This window comes from Paenibacillus sp. JGP012, from assembly GCF_014203995.1.
GTDB classification, from domain to species: Bacteria; Bacillota; Bacilli; order Paenibacillales; family Paenibacillaceae; genus Paenibacillus; species Paenibacillus silvae.
The window spans coordinates 1-19894 of record NZ_JACHKG010000051.1 but is presented as its reverse complement, the minus strand read 5'-3'; the positions used below and the strand labels follow the sequence as shown (position 1 = coordinate 19894).

Sequence of the window (19894 nt, the reverse complement as noted above, 5' to 3'; positions counted from 1 at the left end):
AATTAGTAAACGGAACGTTCATTATTTCATCCCATCCGTAATTCGCGATACAAATGTCAACTGAATCATCATAAACTTTTATTGGAGGTCGATCTTATGAACACGAAACAGAAACAAGGTGCACGCCAGACTCAGGCTACCGTGCCTGCCTGGATTATTTTCCTGCTCGCCGCTTCCTGCGGTTTGATTGTAGCCAACCTGTATTATGCTCAGACGGTTCTCGGGCCGATCAGCAGCACCACAGGTCTCTCTTCTGCCGCAGCCGGATTAATCGTCACGCTGACACAAATCGGATATGTCATTGGTCTGCTGTTCATCGTACCGCTCAGCGACATTATCGAAAATCGCCGTTTAATGGTACTGTTTCTTATTGTCCTTGTACTAGCGCTGATCACCGCCACCTTCTCCACCAGTGCTTTCCTCTTCCTGATGGCGTCACTGCTCATTGGCGTCGGTTCCGTTGTGGCACAGATTCTCGTACCCTATGCCACGTACCTGACTTCCGAAGAACAGCGTGGGCAGGTGGTCGGCAATGTCATGAGCGGACTGCTGCTCGGCATTATGCTCGCACGCCCTGTCGCCAGCTTTATCACCAGTGCTATGGGCTGGCAGGCGGTGTTTGCTTTCTCGGCCGTGGTGATCGCCCTGCTTATGCTGCTTCTGTCACGTGCACTTCCAGCCCGGCGACCTGAACCAAACCTGACCTATGGACAGTTGATGATTTCTCTTGGCACACTGCTTCGTACCCTGCCGATGCTGCGGCGACGGGCATTCTATCAGGCCAGCTTGTTCGGTGCATTCAGCCTGTTCTGGACAACAGTACCTCTCCGGCTCGCGAGTGATTTTGGACTGTCTCAGCAGGGCATTGCCTGGTTTGCTCTGGCTGGGGTGGGCGGTGCCATTGCCGCTCCGATTGCCGGAAGATGGGCAGACCGCGGTTTCACCCGGGTGCTCACTGGAGCCGCTATGGTTATTGCTATAGCTTCCTTTGGTCTAGCCTATCTGTTCCAGAGCCATTCCACAGCTTCATTAATTCTGCTGGTCGTCGTCGCTATCACCCTGGATATGGCTGTTTCGGGCAATCTGGTGCTCGGTCAGCGGGTGATCTATTCCCTGGCTAACGAAGCAAGGGGCCGGGTGAATGGTCTGTTCATGTCCATCTTCTTCATTGGAGGTGCCATCGGCTCTTCACTCGGAAGCTGGTCTTATGCACATGGCGGCTGGAGCCTCACGGCGCTGATTGGTCTGCTCATGCCGCTGCTCGCTCTGCTATACTACTTCACGGAGACCAAGATAACGACTGTCAGCAGCACATAACCTATATACAGAGCATTCATCTACAAAATTCCCCTTATACAAAGCAAGGGCAGAGGCCTATCCATAGGATAGCTTCTGCCCTTCTCGCTATATTTGTACCCCGCACGGTCAAGCCGCACTGATCTGTTCTGATTCTGTTCTGCTCTGTTCCGTTCCAGTCAACCTCAACATCCTGTCTGTTGTACCACACTTTGAAGCGTATCCCCGGAACTTCTTTATTTCATCACACTGAATTTCTTGGTCTTTGCCCGAACCAGCTCATCTTCTCCCCACACAATGACGCCAACAACCTTAGTGGCCTCCAATGCCACTGCTGCGATCTCACTCGCATATTGCTCGAAGGCATTATTGAGGGATTGCCCCGTCTGTGTAAAAACAAGATGTCTCACACTGTCGTTATCCTCAGAACAGGCTTTGACCAGATTGATCAGTTGATTCTCTCCCGCCTTCAGAATCACGGTGCTGTATCGAATACCTGCGTGCTGAACACCGCTCTGATCCAGGACAGGCTGATCTGAATATAACCCCGGTTCATTCAGGGCAGCTTGTCCCATGAGCAGGGCCGCCACGTTTGCTGCGGCTCCCTGCTCCAGATTTTTTTCCAAAATAATTGCGATTCTCTTCATACGAGTGCATTCACCCTCTGTGGTTTTTTCGTAAAACATACCCATGGCATTTGAATTCCTTCACGCAGCACTTTGTACGTCACCAGTCCATAATGATCTGCACAGAGCTGGTTCGTGAGCGCAATGGAGGTTTCTATATTCAGCATCACCTTCCTGCATGCCTCAGGGTTCGATGATACCGGGATGTTCTCTCTATAGTTGATATCAAGCTCAGATAATAAGTATGTAGTCGCCGGATGATGAAAAATGGTATCAATCTGCTCTGGACATATGGCATGAAAGCCCGACAGCACCAAAGCAGGAATTTTCTCTACAAAGCTCTCGGACACCACCAGATCCGAATCCATAATGAAGCTGTTCAGCTTGGGATACGCTCCAGGGACCAGCAGACAGGAAATCTCACCTGACTTCAGGTCTTCTGCAGCTGCTTCGAACTCGGGGTATGGTTTAATCATATCAGAATTATCCATTTTTTTCGCAATATGCATGCTGCAGGTCAGAAATCCTTCATCGTCACCCAATGTGCCCAGTATGGCATATTTCTCTCTGGTTATCTCCATTTTATTCTATTTCCTCCCATCCATTTTCCAATTCGGTACGATATTATACCAAAAAATTCCTGCTGTCAATTAACACTTTAACGTAACAAAAATATGTATTCTTGTGCATATATTTTTACAAAAAATGTATTGTATATGGAAAATAATGAGCTATAATGTTATGAAATCCATTTTTTTGTTTTCGACTTCAATCTGGGGAGGACTTATGAAAACGATCGTATACATATCTGATTTCAGGCTTCCATTTGGTTTAAACTTCGTGAAACCCTTAACCAAGTTTACAGACTGCCATAAAATTCTTATTATTGAACGGCATCAATTACGCCATCCCGAGCGGCTTGAACCTTATTTTGACGAAATTAGATACGTGGATTATCTCGAATCCGTGGGCGCTATCCGGGAGCATATCCTGCAAATCCTGCAATCGCACTCCATCGTTGCTTTGTTAACGCCGGGTGAGAATGCCATTGAGATTGGCGGACAACTCCGTTCCGAGTTCGGCATTCCGGGCATGCAGCGCAATCAGGCCGAGGCGGTTCGCAACAAATGGATTATGAAGCAAATGCTGCATCAGCGCGGAATTCGTACGTCCAGAACAGCCATTGCGCTCCAGCAACAGGACTATCTTCGTTTCTCCGCTGCGTATGGGTTCCCCATCATTGTAAAGCCGCTCAGCGGATACGGAAGCATTAATACGTTCAAGCTATCCAGCATGGAAGAATTGTTACATTACCTGCAGCATACAAGAAAAGAGCAGCAGCGGGATCTGCTGGAGGAGTTCATTCAGGGGACAGAATTCCATTGTGACTCCATTGTGTGCCGGGGAGAAGTGGTTTTTGCTTCCGTTTCCCAGTACCTCTACAACTGTCTGGACATTGCGACGCAGCAGAAGCCTCCAGCTAGCATTGCATTCCCCAAAGGTGCAGAAACCGATGTGATCCTCCGTATCCAGGACGTCAATAGACAAGTCATTGCCGCGCTAGGCATCAATCAATCTGTAACCCATGCCGAGCTGTTCGTTACACCGGATGGAGAAGTGGTATTCGGAGAGATCGGAGCAAGAATCGGGGGTTCGCATGTCATGCCGCCTTGTATCAAGAATACCCACGGTGTAGATCTGTTTGAAGCGGTTACGGATCTGGAGCTTGGCACATATACCTTCACCCAGCAGGAAACCAGCAACAAATTTACGGGTATGATCTGCTTCCCCTCACGCGCAGGGATCATTCAGCATATCTCCGGTAGAGACGATTATCAGGATGTGCCAGGCATCATTGACTTTCAAGTGTCCTATGAAGTGGGACAGCACGCAGGAGATGTCAACGATACGATGACTCGCTCGGGGTTCGCCATTGTCGAGGGAGATTCGTTCGAGGAATTACGTCAGACGCTGGTGGATATGTATGATCGATTCGTCATTGAGGTTGCCGTTCCCGAAAACGTATAAGTTAACAGAGCAGATGCGTATATCGACCTGACATGGTGGTTTATTACTAGGAATTGGGGGATTCTTGGGGAGGAATGAAACGATTGTCTTTATTCAAAACATACGCGGGACTCAGCCGCGATATCTATTATCTCTGCCTGGCACGAACCATTAACAGCATGGGAGATTTTATTTTCTCTCTCATTACCTTGGTGCTTACGCTGCAGATGGGTATGAGTGTGGTCAGTGCGGGCATCTTTGTATCCATGGCAGCTTTGATCAGCGGCCCCGGTGTACTGCTTGGCGGGTATTTAAGTGATCTGATGGGCAAAAAAACGATTATTATCTCCGGGCAAGTACTCTCGGCCCTCATGATCATTAGCTGCTCCTTCTACTCAGGCACGATAACCATCGGTTATCTTCTGATTGCCGTGATGTTTTTCATCAGTATTACACGTCCTGCATATAACGCTTTAATTATTCAGCTGTGCCCGGAAGAGAAGCAGCGAAAATCCGCCTTCTCCCTGATGTACCTGGGAGCCAATCTGGGGATTGCGCTTGGGCCACTTATTGCCGGTTTTTTTATTAAAGATTACGTGCATATCGTCTTTCTGAGCATTGGCACCGTATTTCTGATCTCTACCTTCATGATTTGGAAAAAGGTTCATGTTGCTGCGGGTGACCCGGCAGCGCAGACGTTAACCGGGGAACCTGTACATCATACACATACTGAGCAACCACAGAGGAAACAGCAGCCCCGACAGCAAAAACATAAACAAAGCGGCTCTCCATCCCGACAGCCACAAGGGTCCAACCCCTCACCGTCGCGACTCTTCCCGATGTTGCTGAAGAATCCGCTCATTGTATTTTTTATCGTGGTGTCATTTCTTAACTACTTTATCTACATGCAGTATTCGTTCAGCCTGCCGCTGCAGATGAATCAAACCTTTGGCGAGCATGGCGCAGCTTATTACGGCTCTGTGATGACCATCAACGCAATCAGTGTTATCCTTCTCACCACGCTGGTGCTGTCCGCTACGCGCAGCATTACCGCTCTGAACTCTATCGCAGCGGGCGCTCTCTTCTATGGGATCGGCTTTGGTGCGCTCTATCTGCTAGGGGATTGGCCACATTTCGCGATCGTCGTGGTATCTACGGTGCTGTGGACGATTGGGGAGATTCTGGTGCAGACCAATATCAATCTGTATATCGCTTCACGTGTACCTGACACCCACCAGGGGAGATTTAACGGATTTCTCTTATTCGTAGGTTGTCTGGGTTACACGCTTAGCCCCTATCTGACGGGCCTTTTCATACGAAGTCTCGATATGGAGAGTGTATGGATCATTATTCTGGGCATCAGCCTGTTCTATGCGCTATGTATGGTGCTTCTCTGGTATATGGATAAAAACGCTGCGAACAAACGTGGAATGCAATCACCTGAATTCTCGAAAAGTGTCTGAATTTCGAGCCGCAGTAAGTAAAAGCTGCCTGCTAACGCTAGATTTCGTATACACGAAAGACACCCGAAAAAGGTTCGTTTTTCGGGTGTCTCTTTCGCTTATCCAAGCCGTCAGGAGTGTCCCTTGATGCCTGGTTGAATCAAACCCCTATTTGCGCAGTCTGCGTGCACTAAGTGCGTGATGACCGTTTTGTACAAAAGTGCTGCGCGTGTTCTTCATCATCTCGATCCGCTGCTCCGCTAGCCGATCCGCAGCAATGTAGGTCGCGATGCCCTCGGTACGGGAGCTTTCGAATATTTTCTCCAGCGTGTTGTAAATCTCACCGATCTTCGCCCAAGCTCGCTCCGCGTGATATCCGTTCAATTCATCGGCAATGTTGATCACACCACCAGCATTAATGACATAATCCGGTGCATATACAATACCTCTCTGATACAATTCATCCCCATGCCGCGGCTCAAGCAGTTGATTGTTCGCACAGCCCGCCACAACTTTGGCCTTGAGTGTCTTGAGCGTAGCATCGTTAATCGTGCCGCCGAGCGCACATGGTGCATAGATATCACATTCCACACTTGTAATGTCTGCCGGATCAACTGCCTTGGCGCCAAAACGTTCCACTGCCAGCTTCACCGACTCCTGATGAATATCCGTGACGATCAGCTGCGCAACTTCCTCATGCAGATATTTACACAGATGCATCGCTACATTGCCCACACCTTGCACGGCAATCGTTTTGCCCTCCAGCATGTCGGTGCCAAATGCTTCCTTGGCAGCTGCCTTGATACCGCGATACACACCATAGGCGGTAGCCGGGGATGGGTTGCCAGATGAACCATAGCTCGATGAGATGCCTGTCACATAATCGGTCTCCTGGTAGATCAGATTCATATCCTCTTCTGTCGTACCCACATCCTCGGCGGTGATGTAACGACCATTCAAGCCTTGAATATATCGGCCAAAGGCGCGAAACATCGCTTCATTTTTGTCCTTACGCGGATCTCCGATGATTACTGTCTTGCCGCCGCCCAGATTCAGGCCGGATACTGCATTTTTATATGTCATGCCCCGAGCAAGGCGCAGTGCATCTTCAATGGCTGCTTCCTCCGAAGCGTATTTCCACATCCGTGTACCCCCCAGCGCAGGTCCAAGGGTTGTATCGTGTATGGCAATAATGGCCTTCAAGCCTGAATTCCGATCCTGGCAGAGTACCATTTCCTCATAATCGTATTGCTCCATTGCTTCAAACCAGCTCATGTGTTAACCGTCTCCTCTAAACCATTTTGCGATAAATCGCGAACTTCCTATGAACGCTCCACTCTCTATTGTACCCATATCTACCCAGTTTGTGCAAAATGGTCATTACTATGTTCGTTTCAATGAAACTCACCATAGCAAAAAGAGGCCCCTCCTGTCACTCCGTGACCGGCCTGAACCTCCTCCCAGCATTTGATGATATCCTCGCTGGGCTGCGCTCAACCCAACTCTGGCAAATTTAGCCCAACCACAGGTTAAGGCAATGTTTCGACCACATTAATGGGATGTAACGCCCCATCCACCGCAAAAGAAGCCTGTCCTGTTTCCTCCGACACCACCAGCACCACCGCGTCCGTCAGCTCGGTTAATCCGAGCGCTGCCCGGTGCCTTGTACCCAGCTTTCGTTCATGCGCGTCAGCCTGGGATACAGGCAGCACATTGCCAGCCGATACGATCTGATTGCCTCGAATGAGCACGGCCCCGTCATGCAATGGCGCGCCCGGAATAAAGAGCGACTCCAGCAAGGCATGAGTTACTTTGGCATCCACTACTACACCCGAATGAATCATCGTGTCCAGTGGAACCTCCCGTTCAATGACAATAAGCGCTCCATATTTGCGGTCTGACAGATGCTGCACACTGGATGTCAGCTCGGCAAATTTCTCGGTAAACGGAGACAGATAACAATCGAGATAAAATGAAGAAGCCAGCACTTCAATGTGCTTGATCTCGGCCCGGATCTCTGCGAACTGTGCCAGCAAACAGACACTGTCATTGTCAAAACGGGATAACGTCAGATTCATTCGTTCTGCTACACGATGCAGGTCTGCCTTGAGCTTCTGCCGCATCACGGAACTGTCACAGTCTGCTCGCCCTGTAAGCTGATTCATCTTGTGCCGCCTCCCTCTTCTGATGTACTTTGTCTGCTACCAGCACTCCACCACACTCGGATGAGCTTATACCCGTACTCTCGGATTCCATGATTAGTATCCATACCTTCCCCGCAAAAGCAAGAATTTATGCAGAGCTACGGCGCGACGTCCACAGGAAAAAGAGAATCCGAGATAACCCAGCAATTAAAACTATAATCATAGTTATAATGCTTTCCGCTCCTCGAAAATGTGATGAAAAAAGCCAAAAAACCGGACGACTTCCCCCCGGCTTCCTGGCAACACTTTTCTAAAAAAAAGCACCTTATTCGAATTTAATCTGGACTACAACAGCTTGCTTGTACATGCTATTGCAATTTGTTTGCAACTGGATTCATCGAGCTCACTTTTTTATTGCGCTTTGCCATACGAACCTGCTTTAAATGTCGTTGGATCATACCACTTGTACCCTGCAGCCGGAGCGGCCCATGGCTCAAGCTGCGGTTCGGTGGAGTTTGCCGGTGTCTCCATGGAGAGCAAGCTTGTCGCTGTATCCAGTGTCAATCCTGATACCTGGGACAGACTTGTATAGCTTTCTTTAACTGCCAGCCATTTCACGGTGTTTACAAGGAAGGTTGCATCATTCACTTCTTTGAAACCATCATAGGTTGTCTTGGCCGCTCCTGTCTCTTCACGCAAATACTTTGGCGATGCGTCCTCCACGGGTGAGGAATCACCAATAAATGCTGCTTTGCCTGCACCTACCTTGGCAATCGCCGCATAAGCCCCTTCTGCTCGTCCGCCGCCATTATATACTCCTTGATCCACGGCGTTATTCCATTTGGACACACCGCTTGGCACGTAAACTAATCCTTTTGCCTTGTTCGGGTCCATAATTGCAATTGTCGATCCCGCGTGCATAGCTACAGCTTGTGCACCTGTCGTAATGCCAAAAGATTGGGATGGTGCTACGATATCCGTTGCATTGACATCTCCCAAAGCGTTATAGCGGAAACGGACTCCAAAGTTTGTCCCGAGCCAGTCCGAGCTGACCACACCCTGCATGGCTGGTGATTCGGCCTCGGCAGAGGACATGCCTTTTGCTGGATTCTGGTAGGCCCCGCGGCGATAGCCGTTGAACACTTCAGAGGAATCCCAGCGGTTTTTGTTGCGGTCGGCGTTGTAGTGATCCGAGATGAAGAAAATACTTCCGCCGTTCTGCACATATTGCAGAAGCGCAGCCTGCTCTGTCGCTTTGAATGGCACGTTGGCTTCGCCAATGACAAACACGTCATAGTCTTTCAATTTATTATAGGTGTATGCTTGCTCACCAAATGTATACGGGATGCTGCGTTCCAGCTGATCCACGGTAAAGCCTGCGTTTCGCAAACCATTGGCAAAGTCTGAAAAGGCCCCATCAATAATCCAGTCCGCTGCACCTGCGGTTTGGGCGTGAGTGTTATCAAACAGCACTTTTTTGCCTGTGCCATCCGGCAGGGTAGTGCCCGGGTTCGGCTCTGGATCAGGGTTCGTTGTTCCTGAAGACAAGGTGATGGATGTTGGGTTTTTGACCCCGGCATAGCTGTTGTAAGCGCCAAGTGTTCCGGTCACGATAATTTTTTTGCCTACCAGACTCGGGTTCGAGCCCAGTCCGTATTGCGCGCGGAACGAAGAGGATACCTGCACATCCAGCAGCTTGGCGTTCGAGCGCTCGGAAGCGGAATCCGCAATCAGCACATTAAAATCATTGGCATACGGAGAGGTGAATTTGGCTGTAAGTGACCCGGTTGCATGTCCCACCACATAACCTTCCACGGTTGCCGTGCCTCCGCCGCTCTGAGCAGCAATGGCCTGTGATACAGTAAGTGGTGCTGCCGCCTGAACCGGAGCCTGAATACCCGGAGCCAGTAACGTTGCTGCCATAAGGATAAAAACCAGAAATGCCCCCATCCAATGCTGCCTAAATGCCTTTTTCATATACCCATTCTCCTCCTCCGTATCATTTGATGCCTGTACATTGATGTGATGTGTTTCAATTTGACTCGACGATTAGGGCGTGTCTTGAAACCTCTGAAGTGCATCTTTTCCCCCCTTTTCGCCCCCTGCTACGTCACTTTCCCTTGACGTGCCCCGGCACGCCTGCGGGAAACTTCCTTGCTTGGAACGAAAATTCGGCAAAATCTGCTTTCTTCAGCGTTTTCAGACACGCCCTAGTTGGACTTAGCGTCCGTTTGTTGACGTGGTGCTTCATCGACCTGTTACGTTCCGGCATACGTTGGATCAAGCCTGGGCTTGTCCCTTTTTAATTTAATGCTTCACATGATGAATTCCTCTTTGTTTATGTAAATTTTATGAAAAAAGTTTGAGTCCGCTCTCCTTCGTCGATACTGACTATACTGTGTTTATATTCCATACGTGCTGTGGATGAGCTTTTTAACGAAAAAAATTGAGTTCCGAGGCAGTTAGGCATTGCATTTTACCAACGTTCGATGCATAATAAACAATACATATGTGATAATGATTATCATTATTGAGCTTGTTTATCGTTACATTGTCAGTTCTAATGACGGCGATCATGCTTACGACTTTATAGATAAAGGGGAACGAACATCGAATGAACACAACTCTGCAAAAGACTAATCTGCAGCTCGACGATTATTTGGATCTTCTGAACCTGGCAACCAATCTGGGTGATACCAGATGGCAAAAGGAGATCATTCGCAAGCTTTCCTACACATATCCTGCAGCAACGTGCAAACAACCACAATAAACATACAGCTGCGCAGGGATTGGTGAGCGCGCTCCAATATAAGGCTTAACCTTAATCTGGAATGCCCATGAGGAATTCGCTCTTTGAATTCAATTGTGGGCTTTTTTGCGTGGATCGGGTGCGATAAAATAGTGAAGGTTAAGACAAAGGACCAATATTGAGCCAAAGGAGCGTGTAAAAATGCAGCTGGAAACGGAGAGACTGCTCATCCGTGAAATTGTAGAAAGTGACTGGCAATCCATACATACGTACACGTCTATGCCCGAAGTGACAGCGCATACCGCGTGGGGACCAAATACCGAAGAGGATACACAAGCCTACGTCCAGGACGTAATTCGCATGCAGCAGGCCGAGCCGAGGGAAGCATATGAACTGGCGATTGTTTTGAAAAAAGAAGGCCTGCTCATCGGTGGTGCAGGGCTGCACCTTGTGGAACAAAGCAATGCAGAGATTGGCTATGTCTTACACCCCGCCTATCAGGGGAAAGGCTATGTGACTGAAGCTTGCAGCGCACTGCTTCATTTTGGCTTCAGGCAGCTTGGCGTGCATCGAATCTATGCCAAGTGCCGCCCGGAGAATCCTGCATCCGAGCGGGTAATGCAGCGCCTTGGCATGCAGCGTGAAGGTGTGCTCCGCGAGCACTGGTTCTACAAAGGCTCGTACCATAACTCTGTACTCTACTCCATGCTGGATCGGGAGCTGGAATAACCTTAACGCAGTGTGAACTGATGCTACCTGAGTGAGCGCTATGCAGCCTGTGCACCAGGTATGCTGTTGGCGTGTGGCTCGATGTATCGTGATTACTGCGATGAGCTCGCGGCAGGTGCAACGTGCGTACAGTAACCGGCTTTTTCAACGGGACGCGGCTTGATGTATTGTGATGACTGAGATGGGCCCTCGGCTGATGCGACGTGGAGCCCGTACAGTAACTGGCTTTTCAACGGGACGCGGCTCGATGTATTGTGATGACTGAGATGGGCCCTCGGCTGATGCGACGTGGAGCCCGTACAGTAACTGGCTTTTCAACGGGACGCGGCTCGATGTATCGTGATTACTGCGATGGGCCCTCGGTGTGGTGATAATGTGGGGCTCATACAGTAATGACAGTCCGCCATCAAGTTACTGGAGCAGCAGTCGAAATTCTAACGATTCCCAGAAGCCTTATTTAGCGATATTTCAGCAGTTTAGAATTCTAACGATTCCCAGCGACGCTATTTCACTAAAAAACCCTGATACAGCCACCTTTTTGAGGGAAATCGGGGAAATAGCGTTTCTCAGAATCGTTACATTTTCACATGCGCTAAAAATCACCAAATAAGCTCTCCTCGATTCGTTAGCCGCTGACGATCACGATTGGTCTACATGTGGAGCATCTGGTGAGGGCAACTTTGACACATTGGATTACTGGTATGCTCGCGGTGCGACATGGAGCTTGTACAGTTGGTATTCTCGAGTTGCTGAAAGGTTGGAGTCACACACTATTGGAGTTTTCGCACCATTGAAGTTTTCACACCATTGGAGTTCTCGCTCCATTGGGGTTTCGAGACAGTCGAGCTTCGGCAAGATGGAGTTACCTGAAATGCCTGAAATTTTAGTTGTGATTCAATCGAGTTCTCGCTCCCTGAGTTTAGAGGAATTAAATTTTAGGGCATCGAGTTTCGACACATTTTAAGCTGCTATACATCCAAGTTACGGGGCTGTTGTGTTCTGAAACGTTAGATCATACCCGAGCATACAGAAAAAAGGACAACACAGCGCAAGCTGCCTCATCCTTTACCATTCCGCTCCGGTTTCTCCCCTTCGCTCTCCTGCGGTGCATGGGTTCTGAGTCATCTACTCAATCTGAACAGAATTCTGGACGCTATCCATCTTACTTCTCTTTAGTGCCCCACGTTCTCTCTGTGCCGAGCCTTTGCATTCTTTTTATCGACCCGCAGTACTCTTTTGTCTATCCGCACTCTCTATATCCATCCTGCCTGAGTTCTTTCGATCAACCCGCATTTTTTCTATCGACCTGTATTCTTTCTATCTATCCTGCCGTCTCTCTATTTATCCATCCGCATTCTCTCTACTCATCTATCCGCTCTATCCACCCATCTGACGCTCATTCTATCCGCTCATCTTACATTCTCTCTACTGCCGTTTTCTTCACGTTACTTGCTACCCTCGACTTATCTAACTTAAGCTTCGCTCTAGCTTAGGCTTCCCACTACAGTCGGCACAGCTCTTTCGGGCAGCTTGGGAACGAAGGACATCCGCACATGCAGCGGAGCGCAGCCATGTCCCGAATCATTAATTTGCCGTCCAGCATATCCAGAGTCCCCTGCTCCTTCCAGGCACCCAGCATACGTGTAACACTCTCCCGAGTTGCTCCGATCATCTCAGCCAGCTCTGTGTGGTTCAGCTTCATCTCCAGCACGATGCCATCTGGCGTAATTTTGCCATATGTGTTGCTGGCACGAATGAGGGTCGAAGCAAGTGCCCCTGCTTTGCCATACAGCAGCAGGTCGCGGAATCTCGACTGTGTAATGCGCTGTGCGAGCGCCATCCATTGTAGAAATTTAAGCGCCAGCTCTCCGTTTTTACTCAGCACACTCTCAAGGTCCGTCAGCGAGATAATGGCCAGCTCTCCTTTTTCCGCCATCTCCGCACTATAGCTGTGATTCAGTCCACCTATTCCGCCAAACTCACCAATCAGATCACCGCTTTGCTGAATCGACAGAATGATCTCTTTCCCATCCTCCGTCGATTTGGTCAGCTTCACCCGTCCCGAACGAATGTAGTACAAATATCCGGCTTCATCGCCTTCCAGAAAGAGACTGTATCCCGATTTCACCCGTTTAGGCTGCATTTTCTCTTCAATCATATTCCATTGCTCCGGTGTAACGAACGACAGGATGCCGCCTGTTTTTTGAGTCATTTTGTCCGCCTCCGCATGTGTCTGTTCTGCCTTCCGGGTTGCTCTTTCCACAAATACTGTACCCATTATTTTCGTCCCCCTCGGTGATTCCTTATGATTCCATCATACCGTGAAAGACTGCAAAAGGTTATCGGGGGATTACCTGATCTTTGCCGGGAAACTCCCCGAATTCGCTGTGAGAAAAGTCACAACTCTCCCATATCGGCAAAACGCACGCTACCTTCATATAAGCATCCACCTCCAAACCTCCACCCTGTAACCGCCAATCAGCTGATTCCAATCTGTAATTGTCAATCTTGGGGTACGGTGATAGCATACATGTAAACGCTTGTATATCTTGAGCAATCATCCTAGGCTTGTATACTCTCAGAATGGAGGAAATCATGTGTTAACATGGGATAGTGATGTTTGGGGCAAGCTGTCAGGCCCTTATGGCTCCGCAGAAAACGTACCTAAGCTGTTGCAGCAGCTAGAGCAGGAATACAGCCAGGAGGTTTTTGACAAGCTGTTTCAGGAATTTTTATTTCATCAAAACTCAATCTATACAGCAACCTACGCTGTAATGCCGTTTCTTGCACAGCTCGCCAGCTCAGTCACAGATATCGAGGTGCGCACAAACCTATTTATCCACTGCGGCATCATCGAAGCAAGCCGTGATGAGCAGCACCAGAACCCATTTCCCGAATCGTGGGGGGAACTGGCTGATGTGGTGGGCAGCGCCAGCTGTACCCAGATGTATAATGATTATATGAAGGCCATTGATCAGATCAAATCGCTGACAGTTGAGGTTCTGGACTATGCTTCTCAGTCATCCGCAGATGACATAGAGAAACGTTACCTCCTCATTGCGGATGCAGCATTTCGCCAATCCTGTAATGTAGCGAATATGCTATTAACGTTTATTGAAGGCGAGGAATATGTCACAGTGTGTCCGGCCTGTGGAGAGGATGTATATATATGGCCACAGGAAGATCAGACCGCACCCCTTCAGGCTTACGAACATGATCCTGTATTTAACCCCGAGCAGCAGCCTTATGCCATCACTCCCGCATCATCACTGGAGGATGATCCAGAAACAAAAGCATTAGCTGAACAAACGTCTCGGATCGGAGATCAGACGCTGGCGGCACATCTTCCTTATTTGGCTGGCACAACGACATGTCCGGCTTGTCGTGAAGCCTTCTCGATATGGCCTGCTCTATTGGACACCTTTACGGTATAGAGGGAGTTCCTTCTATAGTAGAAAGGAAACGTTGGATTACGGGTATGCTCGCGGTGCGACTGGGGGCTCGTATAGTAATGACCGTCCGCCATAAAGTCACTGAAGCAGCAGTCGAAATTTTAACGATTCCCAGAACACTTATTTAGCGATATTTCAGCAGTTTAGAATTCTAACGATTTCCAGCGACGCTATTTCACTAAAAAAACCTGATACAGCCACCTTTTTGAGGGAAATCGGGGAAATAGCGTTTCTCAGAATCGTTACAATTTCACATGTGCTAAAAACCACCAAATAAGCTCTCCTCGATTCGTTAGCCGCAGATGGTCACGATTGGTCTACATGTGGAGCATCTGGTGAGGCGAACTTTGACACATTGCTAATTTGCTAATACTCGAGCAGAAGGTCATGAGACACTCTGACATATCTGGACGCACTCTCTTATTGAAACAGCTGGCTGATGATGCCGGCTTTTTTTGAGTTTCAAACCTTTTCTCCACGTTTATCCTTCATCCTCACCTCACCCGGAGTCATACAAAGCCCAGGTTCAGCATTTTCCAGAACGTAAATAGGGGTTTTCCCTGAATTACAAGGTTAACGAAACCGACTACAATAGAACTAACATCGTAATAACCTGATTGTATGCTTTTCTTCGATCAAACGAGCCTTGATATAAGGTTACTTATATGTAGTCAGAACGATGAACGAACATCATAATACACTTGAAAAAGATGAGTGACGTAAAGACCGTCAATTTGACCCGAAAAAGGAAGTGTCCCTCATGCATGATGAAGTCTCATCTGCCGTTCAGGAGATGATGAGCGGCCTGTGTCAGAACACCGCCGGTGATTTTTGCGGAATGGCCTGCGTGTCGGGGTCCATGCTGCGCTGGAAATATACGTTCGGGGCAACCAATGAACGTGTGAAACGTATGGCTATGCGCCCTGGACAAGATCTGGTAGGCACGGCGCTCAGAACCGGGCGTACGGTGATGCTGGATGAGCAGTCCCGTGGTGAATTCACCCCGGATCGGTGCCCGCTTATGCTTGCTGAACGACTGGTATGTGCTATAGCCGTGCCTCTGTTCCGGGAAGGCCTCCTGCCCAGCGGTGTACTGCTTGTTGGAAGCAGAACGCCATGTACCTTTTCCCCCGAGATGGTTATGCAGACAGAGCAGGCCGCCAGACAAATGGAGCAGTACGTGTGAACTCTAACATATAAGCTGCCTGCCCATCGTAGAAACCACGGCTCAGGTCAGGCCCTCGATTGTTACCTGTATATCAACATTACATGAACCGTATTACACCATGACAAGACCTTTATTACTCGATGACATGACCTGTATTACACATCACATGGAGACTTTTCGGAGATTAACCTCTGAAGCGTCTCTTTTTTTTGGTATGATAGATGTAGATGAAGGAAGCGGACAGGGGGAAACATTTGTGATTCGACTATTAGTTGTAGATGACCATGTCGTGGTACGCTCCGGGCTGATTGCCCTGCTTGAAGGCAAGAACGATATACATATTGTTGGAGACGCTGCGGATGGTGACGAAGCCATTGCCAAAGCACAGCAGCTAAACCCGGATGTTGTCCTGATGGATTTCAGCATGCCACCTGGCAAGGATGGCTTGACCGCGACAGCCGAGTTAAAAAAATTAATGCCGGATATCGCCATTTTGATTCTAACGATGCATGATGATGAGGAGTATCTGTTCCGTGCAATTCATGCAGGAGCTTCGGGATACATTCTCAAGAGTGCGCCCCACGAAGAATTGCTCGCTGCCATTCGTTCCGTAGCAGACGGAAGTGCCTACCTGTACCCGAGTGCAACCAAACGTTTGATGAGTGAATATCTGGACAAAGCCAAACAGGAAAATACCGGGCCGTACGACACCCTTTCAGATCGGGAGAAAGAAATTTTGGCCTGGATTGCCAAAGGGTATGCCAACAAGGAAATTGCCGAACATCTGGTGATTAGTGTCAAAACCGTTGAATCCCACAAAAGCAATCTGATGGAAAAGCTTGGCCTGCGCACAAGACCAGAGCTCGTGAAGTTTGCGATGAAAAAGGGGCTGTTAAACTTTGAATAAACCGCGCAAAAACAGACTCAGCGGACTGGCTGACCAACCGGTGCGGCTGCTGCTTGGCGAAATTGACGAGCACATCTCTGATAATGAGTTTCGCAGTAAATTAAAAGGTTCCCTGCATCAGCTGAGTGATCTGAAATTCGCACTGGATGAGTCCTCCATCGTCGCGCTGACCGACCGTAAAGGTAAAATCCAGTATGTGAATGATAAATTTTGCGAGATTTCACAGTATACCCGCGAGGAACTGATTGGTCAGGACCATCGCATTATTAACTCGGGGTATCATGGCAAAACCTTCATGAAGACGCTATGGGATACCATCTCTTCAGGCAAGGTCTGGCATGGCGAGATTCGAAACAAGGCGAGAGATGGCAGCTTCTACTGGGTGAACACGACGATTGTGCCTTTCATTGATAATGATGGCGAGCCTTATCAATACTTGGCTGTGCGCAGTGAGGTCACCAAGCTAAAGCAGGTCGAGGCCGAGCTGCAGCAGATGATGTCTCAGGTCATGAACATTCAGGAAGAAGAGCGCCGCCGCATCTCGCGGGAGCTTCACGACGGGATCGGGCAAAGCCTGTTCTCCCTTGTCATTCAGATGGACCGCCTGCTGGCCGATCAGGCCAATCCAGGGGTGGAGGCATTAAGACAGCAGGTCACCCGCATTATGGAGGATGTGCGCGGCATGGCTTGGGAGCTGCGACCATCTGTGCTCGATGATCTGGGCGTTGTTCCTGCTATTCGAACCTATATTGAGAACTATACCCGTCATTACGGTATTGAGGTTGAGCTTGAATGCAGCTTGCGCAAACGTCTGGACATGAACAAGGAGATTGCCATCTACCGTATTATTCAGGAGGCGTTAACGAACATAGCCAAATACGCTGATGTATCGGAAGCACGTGTCACAGTCGAGGATACAGAAGACCTTACTCTCGTCATTATTGAAGATCAAGGTGCCGGATTTAACAAAAATAATGCCGGGCACGGGGTTGGATTATTCAGTATGGAGGAGCGTGCGCGAGGAGCAGGAGGAACGCTGCGTGTATCGTCAGAAGCCGGCGAAGGAACCACGGTGACGCTGCTGCTGCCCAAGACTGCACGTGCATAAGAGCTTTACGCTGAAAATGTTCAGCAAGACAAATGATGCATTTGATGCATTTCAACCTATAGATTGCACGAAGAGAGACGGTGGTTAACCATCGTCTCTCTTTGTCGTCCTGCTATACTATATAATTTGAAAAAACCTGAAAAAGCGGAGCTAAAAGCTTTCTGAAAGAAAGCTACATCGGAAGCATAAGCTTCGCCTTTATCACCGGATTTTCCCTTTAGAAAGGGGAATCGAAAAAATCCGGGGATAACAGCTACTCTCCAGGTTGTTCTGTCATCGGAGTGGAATGTGTAAATTCTTTAGTTCAACCTATATAGTCTGAGTAACAAGCACATTCACGACAAAATGAAGGGGAACTATCGTGCATCTTCAACAATTTCAATAAAATTGGTTGACTGCGATTACGTTTCGTCATTAAACTATGAATGCTGCAATGCTATTGCATAAAGGAAAATATAAAAGGTGGTTCCATAAATATGTCACAACGACGTTCCTCCAAAGGCGGAGAGATTCCGCAGATGTATAATCTGGACGAGATGGATCGTAAAATCATCGCCGCCCTGCATCAGAACAGCCGAATCTCCTACACCGACCTCGGTACACAGATCGGTCTATCCCGCGTCGCCGTTCAGGCACGTATCAATGCATTGTCGGAAAAAGGCATCATTGAACGCTTCACTGTTGTCATCAATCCTGGCAAAGTCGGGCTTCAGGTGTCTGCCTTCTTTAATGTGGATGTAGAGCCGCGCTTTCTGGATGAGGTTGCGGAGATGCTGGATGAAGAGCCGGCCGTCACCAGCCTCTATCATATGACAGGCCCAAGCACCCTGCATATGCACGGTATTTTTGCAGATATGGAAGAGATGGAGCAGTTCCTGCTGGAGAAGCTCTATCAGATGCCCGGCATCGTCAAAGTTGAATCACAGCTGCTCTTGAAACGGTACAAAAGCCGAATGGGCATGAGACTCTAGGAGGAAATCAGCATGAGTTGGAAAGAGTACAACGGTCTCGTGGCAGGCATGATGCGAACCGGAATTCTTGGATATGGCGGCGGCCCTTCAGTTATTCCGCTCATCCGTTATGAAGCCGTTACCCGTTATGAATGGGTCAGCGATGATGAATTCGGCGAGATTCTGGCGATTGCCAACGCACTGCCGGGCCCCATTGCTACCAAGATGGCTGCTTATCTTGGATATAAAACCAAAGGTGTGATGGGCGCTATTGTAGCCGTACTTGCACACATTTTGCCGACAAGCATTGCGATTATTGCGCTGCTGGGTTCGATGTACGCGCTGCGCGAATCCAAAATTGTAGCGGGTATGGTCGCCGCGGTCCGACCTGTTATTTTTGTGATGCTCGGCATGATGGCCTATGAATTTGCAATGAAAGCCTGGAAAGGGCTTGGCAAATGGTTTGCTATTGCCTTCGGCGTAATTGCCTTCTCCGCGCTGCAGCTGCTGAATGTACACCCTGGATTGGTCATTACAGCTTTCCTGGTCTATGGCTTCTTCCATTTCGGTCTCGTTCAGCGTGTGAAATCCAAAGGTAACTCTGACAAGGAGGTATCGTAGGATGCTTCAGACGTGGTGGGAACTATTTTGGGGATTTTTCGTAGCGAACATTCTGGGATATGGCGGTGGCCCCGCTTCCATTCCGTTGATGCAGGAAGAGATTGTGAATCACTACCACTGGATGACCACGGAACAGTTCGGGGACGTTCTGGCGATCGGCAATGCACTTCCCGGTCCGATTGCGACCAAAATCGCTGCATTTGTCGGATACCATGTCGCAGGCTGGTTCGGTGCCTTCATCGCCAGCTTTGCTACGATTGTACCGTCGGCAGCTGCACTTATTTTATTATTGCATTTATTAAACAAACATCGCACCTCGCCTAAAGTCAAAGGCATGACATTGCTTGTACAGCCCGTCATTGCCGTGCTTATGATTCTGCTCACTTGGGAATTCGGCCAAGTATCTACAGACTCCATTGGGATCTGGCAAACACTGATTATTGCAGGCATCTCGCTTTGGGTCATGACCAAAACCAAGCTGCACCCTGCGATCCTTATTCTTATTGCTTTTGCCTATGGTGCATTGGTGCTTTCGCATACGATGTAACAGGGATATATCACTTCATTTAATCTGAAAAAGACAGGTCACATGCATCAGCATCAATCGAGTAGGAGGCTACCCATTAGTTGAGTAGCCGACCTCTCACACCACCGTACGTACCGTTCGGTATACGGCGGTTCAACCGCTTGCGTGC

The 19894-nt window shown here is 48.9% G+C and carries 18 protein-coding genes; 12 read left to right on the top strand and 6 right to left on the bottom strand.

Annotated elements, in window-relative coordinates:
- Positions 1–96: 96 nt before the first annotated feature.
- A complete protein-coding gene (locus tag HNR77_RS29150; protein WP_184191453.1) occupies positions 97–1317 on the top strand; it encodes an MFS transporter in 1221 nt (406 codons plus the stop codon).
- Between the two features lie 215 nt (positions 1318–1532).
- On the opposite strand, the gene HNR77_RS29145 is transcribed toward HNR77_RS29150, so the two are convergent.
- The gene (locus HNR77_RS29145; RefSeq protein ID WP_184191451.1) at positions 1533–1943 is read right to left on the bottom strand and encodes a DUF2000 family protein; all 411 of its coding nucleotides are present in this window, start codon (positions 1941–1943) and stop codon (positions 1533–1535) included.
- Positions 1940–2503 carry a type 2 periplasmic-binding domain-containing protein gene (locus tag HNR77_RS29140; protein ID WP_184191449.1) on the bottom strand — a complete coding sequence of 188 codons (564 nt, stop codon included), beginning with the start codon at positions 2501–2503 and terminating at the stop codon, positions 1940–1942. Before HNR77_RS29140 ends, HNR77_RS29145 begins: the two co-directional genes overlap by 4 nt.
- 205 nt (positions 2504–2708) lie before the next feature.
- Here HNR77_RS29140 and HNR77_RS29135 point away from each other — a divergent pair, with 205 nt between their 5' ends.
- Together HNR77_RS29135 and HNR77_RS29130 are read left to right on the top strand one after the other, a co-directional pair.
- Positions 2709–3950 (top strand): ATP-grasp domain-containing protein, encoded by a 1242-nt coding sequence (locus HNR77_RS29135; RefSeq protein ID WP_184191447.1) that lies wholly within the window; start codon positions 2709–2711, stop codon positions 3948–3950.
- A gap of 83 nt (positions 3951–4033) precedes the next feature.
- Positions 4034–5392, top strand: coding sequence for an MFS transporter (locus HNR77_RS29130; RefSeq protein ID WP_184191446.1), 1359 nt, complete (start codon positions 4034–4036; stop codon positions 5390–5392).
- Positions 5393–5539: 147 nt separating this feature from the next.
- Here the strand turns inward: HNR77_RS29130 and HNR77_RS29125 are convergent, their stop codons facing one another.
- From HNR77_RS29125 to HNR77_RS29115, 3 genes are all read right to left on the bottom strand, one after another.
- A complete protein-coding gene (locus HNR77_RS29125) occupies positions 5540–6646 on the bottom strand; it encodes a Leu/Phe/Val dehydrogenase (RefSeq protein ID WP_184191444.1) in 1107 nt (368 codons plus the stop codon).
- Between the two features lie 254 nt (positions 6647–6900).
- Positions 6901–7536 (bottom strand): sporulation-specific diadenylate cyclase CdaS, encoded by a 636-nt coding sequence (cdaS, locus tag HNR77_RS29120; RefSeq protein WP_184191442.1) that lies wholly within the window; start codon positions 7534–7536, stop codon positions 6901–6903.
- Between the two features lie 390 nt (positions 7537–7926).
- Positions 7927–9492: a DUF6359 domain-containing protein gene (locus HNR77_RS29115; RefSeq protein ID WP_184191441.1), complete on the bottom strand. Its 1566-nt coding sequence runs from the start codon at positions 9490–9492 to the stop codon at positions 7927–7929.
- Between the two features lie 637 nt (positions 9493–10129).
- Between HNR77_RS29115 and HNR77_RS29110 the strand changes: the two genes are divergently transcribed.
- On the top strand, positions 10130–10285 hold the full coding sequence (locus HNR77_RS29110) for a hypothetical protein (protein WP_184191439.1): 156 nt from the start codon (positions 10130–10132) through the stop codon (positions 10283–10285).
- Positions 10286–10465: 180 nt separating this feature from the next.
- Complete coding sequence (locus HNR77_RS29105; protein ID WP_184191437.1) at positions 10466–10993, top strand: GNAT family N-acetyltransferase; 528 nt, start codon at positions 10466–10468, stop codon at positions 10991–10993.
- 1501 nt (positions 10994–12494) lie between these two features.
- Here HNR77_RS29105 and HNR77_RS29100 read toward each other — a convergent pair.
- Positions 12495–13271, bottom strand: a complete 777-nt coding sequence (locus tag HNR77_RS29100; RefSeq protein ID WP_111272969.1) for a Crp/Fnr family transcriptional regulator — start codon at positions 13269–13271, stop codon at positions 12495–12497.
- Positions 13272–13590: 319 nt separating this feature from the next.
- Here HNR77_RS29100 and HNR77_RS29095 point away from each other — a divergent pair, with 319 nt between their 5' ends.
- The 7 genes from HNR77_RS29095 (at position 13591) to chrA (ending at position 19746) form a co-directional block, all read left to right on the top strand.
- On the top strand, positions 13591–14427 hold the full coding sequence (locus HNR77_RS29095; protein ID WP_184191435.1) for a hypothetical protein: 837 nt from the start codon (positions 13591–13593) through the stop codon (positions 14425–14427).
- 778 nt (positions 14428–15205) lie between these two features.
- Entirely contained in the window at positions 15206–15631 is a 426-nt protein-coding gene (locus HNR77_RS29090; protein ID WP_184191433.1) for a GAF domain-containing protein, read from the top strand.
- 238 nt (positions 15632–15869) lie between these two features.
- Complete coding sequence (locus HNR77_RS29085; protein WP_184191431.1) at positions 15870–16520, top strand: response regulator; 651 nt, start codon at positions 15870–15872, stop codon at positions 16518–16520.
- Entirely contained in the window at positions 16513–17628 is a 1116-nt protein-coding gene (locus HNR77_RS29080) for a PAS domain-containing sensor histidine kinase (RefSeq protein ID WP_184191430.1), read from the top strand. The genes HNR77_RS29085 and HNR77_RS29080 overlap by 8 nt, the downstream gene beginning before the upstream one ends.
- Positions 17629–18104: 476 nt before the next feature.
- Complete coding sequence (chrS, locus tag HNR77_RS29075) at positions 18105–18599, top strand: chromate efflux transcriptional regulator ChrS (RefSeq protein WP_184191428.1); 495 nt, start codon at positions 18105–18107, stop codon at positions 18597–18599.
- Positions 18600–18611: 12 nt separating this feature from the next.
- The gene (chrB, locus tag HNR77_RS29070) at positions 18612–19199 is read left to right on the top strand and encodes a chromate efflux transporter ChrB (RefSeq protein ID WP_184191426.1); all 588 of its coding nucleotides are present in this window, start codon (positions 18612–18614) and stop codon (positions 19197–19199) included.
- A gap of 1 nt (position 19200) precedes the next feature.
- On the top strand, positions 19201–19746 hold the full coding sequence (chrA, locus tag HNR77_RS29065; RefSeq protein ID WP_184191424.1) for a chromate efflux transporter ChrA: 546 nt from the start codon (positions 19201–19203) through the stop codon (positions 19744–19746).
- The last annotated feature ends 148 nt before the right edge of the window (positions 19747–19894 follow it).

Coding starts and splice junctions, on each gene's coding strand:
- HNR77_RS29150 (WP_184191453.1), top strand. CDS start 97: ATGAACACGAAACAGAAACAAGGTGCACGCCAGACTCAGGCTACCGTG.
- HNR77_RS29145 (WP_184191451.1), bottom strand. CDS start 1,943: ATGAAGAGAATCGCAATTATTTTGGAAAAAAATCTGGAGCAGGGAGCC.
- HNR77_RS29140 (WP_184191449.1), bottom strand. CDS start 2,503: ATGGAGATAACCAGAGAGAAATATGCCATACTGGGCACATTGGGTGAC.
- HNR77_RS29135 (WP_184191447.1), top strand. CDS start 2,709: ATGAAAACGATCGTATACATATCTGATTTCAGGCTTCCATTTGGTTTA.
- HNR77_RS29125 (WP_184191444.1), bottom strand. CDS start 6,646: ATGAGCTGGTTTGAAGCAATGGAGCAATACGATTATGAGGAAATGGTA.
- cdaS (WP_184191442.1), bottom strand. CDS start 7,536: ATGAATCAGCTTACAGGGCGAGCAGACTGTGACAGTTCCGTGATGCGG.
- HNR77_RS29115 (WP_184191441.1), bottom strand. CDS start 9,492: ATGAAAAAGGCATTTAGGCAGCATTGGATGGGGGCATTTCTGGTTTTT.
- HNR77_RS29110 (WP_184191439.1), top strand. CDS start 10,130: ATGAACACAACTCTGCAAAAGACTAATCTGCAGCTCGACGATTATTTG.
- HNR77_RS29105 (WP_184191437.1), top strand. CDS start 10,466: ATGCAGCTGGAAACGGAGAGACTGCTCATCCGTGAAATTGTAGAAAGT.
- HNR77_RS29100 (WP_111272969.1), bottom strand. CDS start 13,271: ATGGGTACAGTATTTGTGGAAAGAGCAACCCGGAAGGCAGAACAGACA.
- HNR77_RS29090 (WP_184191433.1), top strand. CDS start 15,206: ATGCATGATGAAGTCTCATCTGCCGTTCAGGAGATGATGAGCGGCCTG.
- chrS (WP_184191428.1), top strand. CDS start 18,105: ATGTCACAACGACGTTCCTCCAAAGGCGGAGAGATTCCGCAGATGTAT.
- chrB (WP_184191426.1), top strand. CDS start 18,612: ATGAGTTGGAAAGAGTACAACGGTCTCGTGGCAGGCATGATGCGAACC.
- chrA (WP_184191424.1), top strand. CDS start 19,201: ATGCTTCAGACGTGGTGGGAACTATTTTGGGGATTTTTCGTAGCGAAC.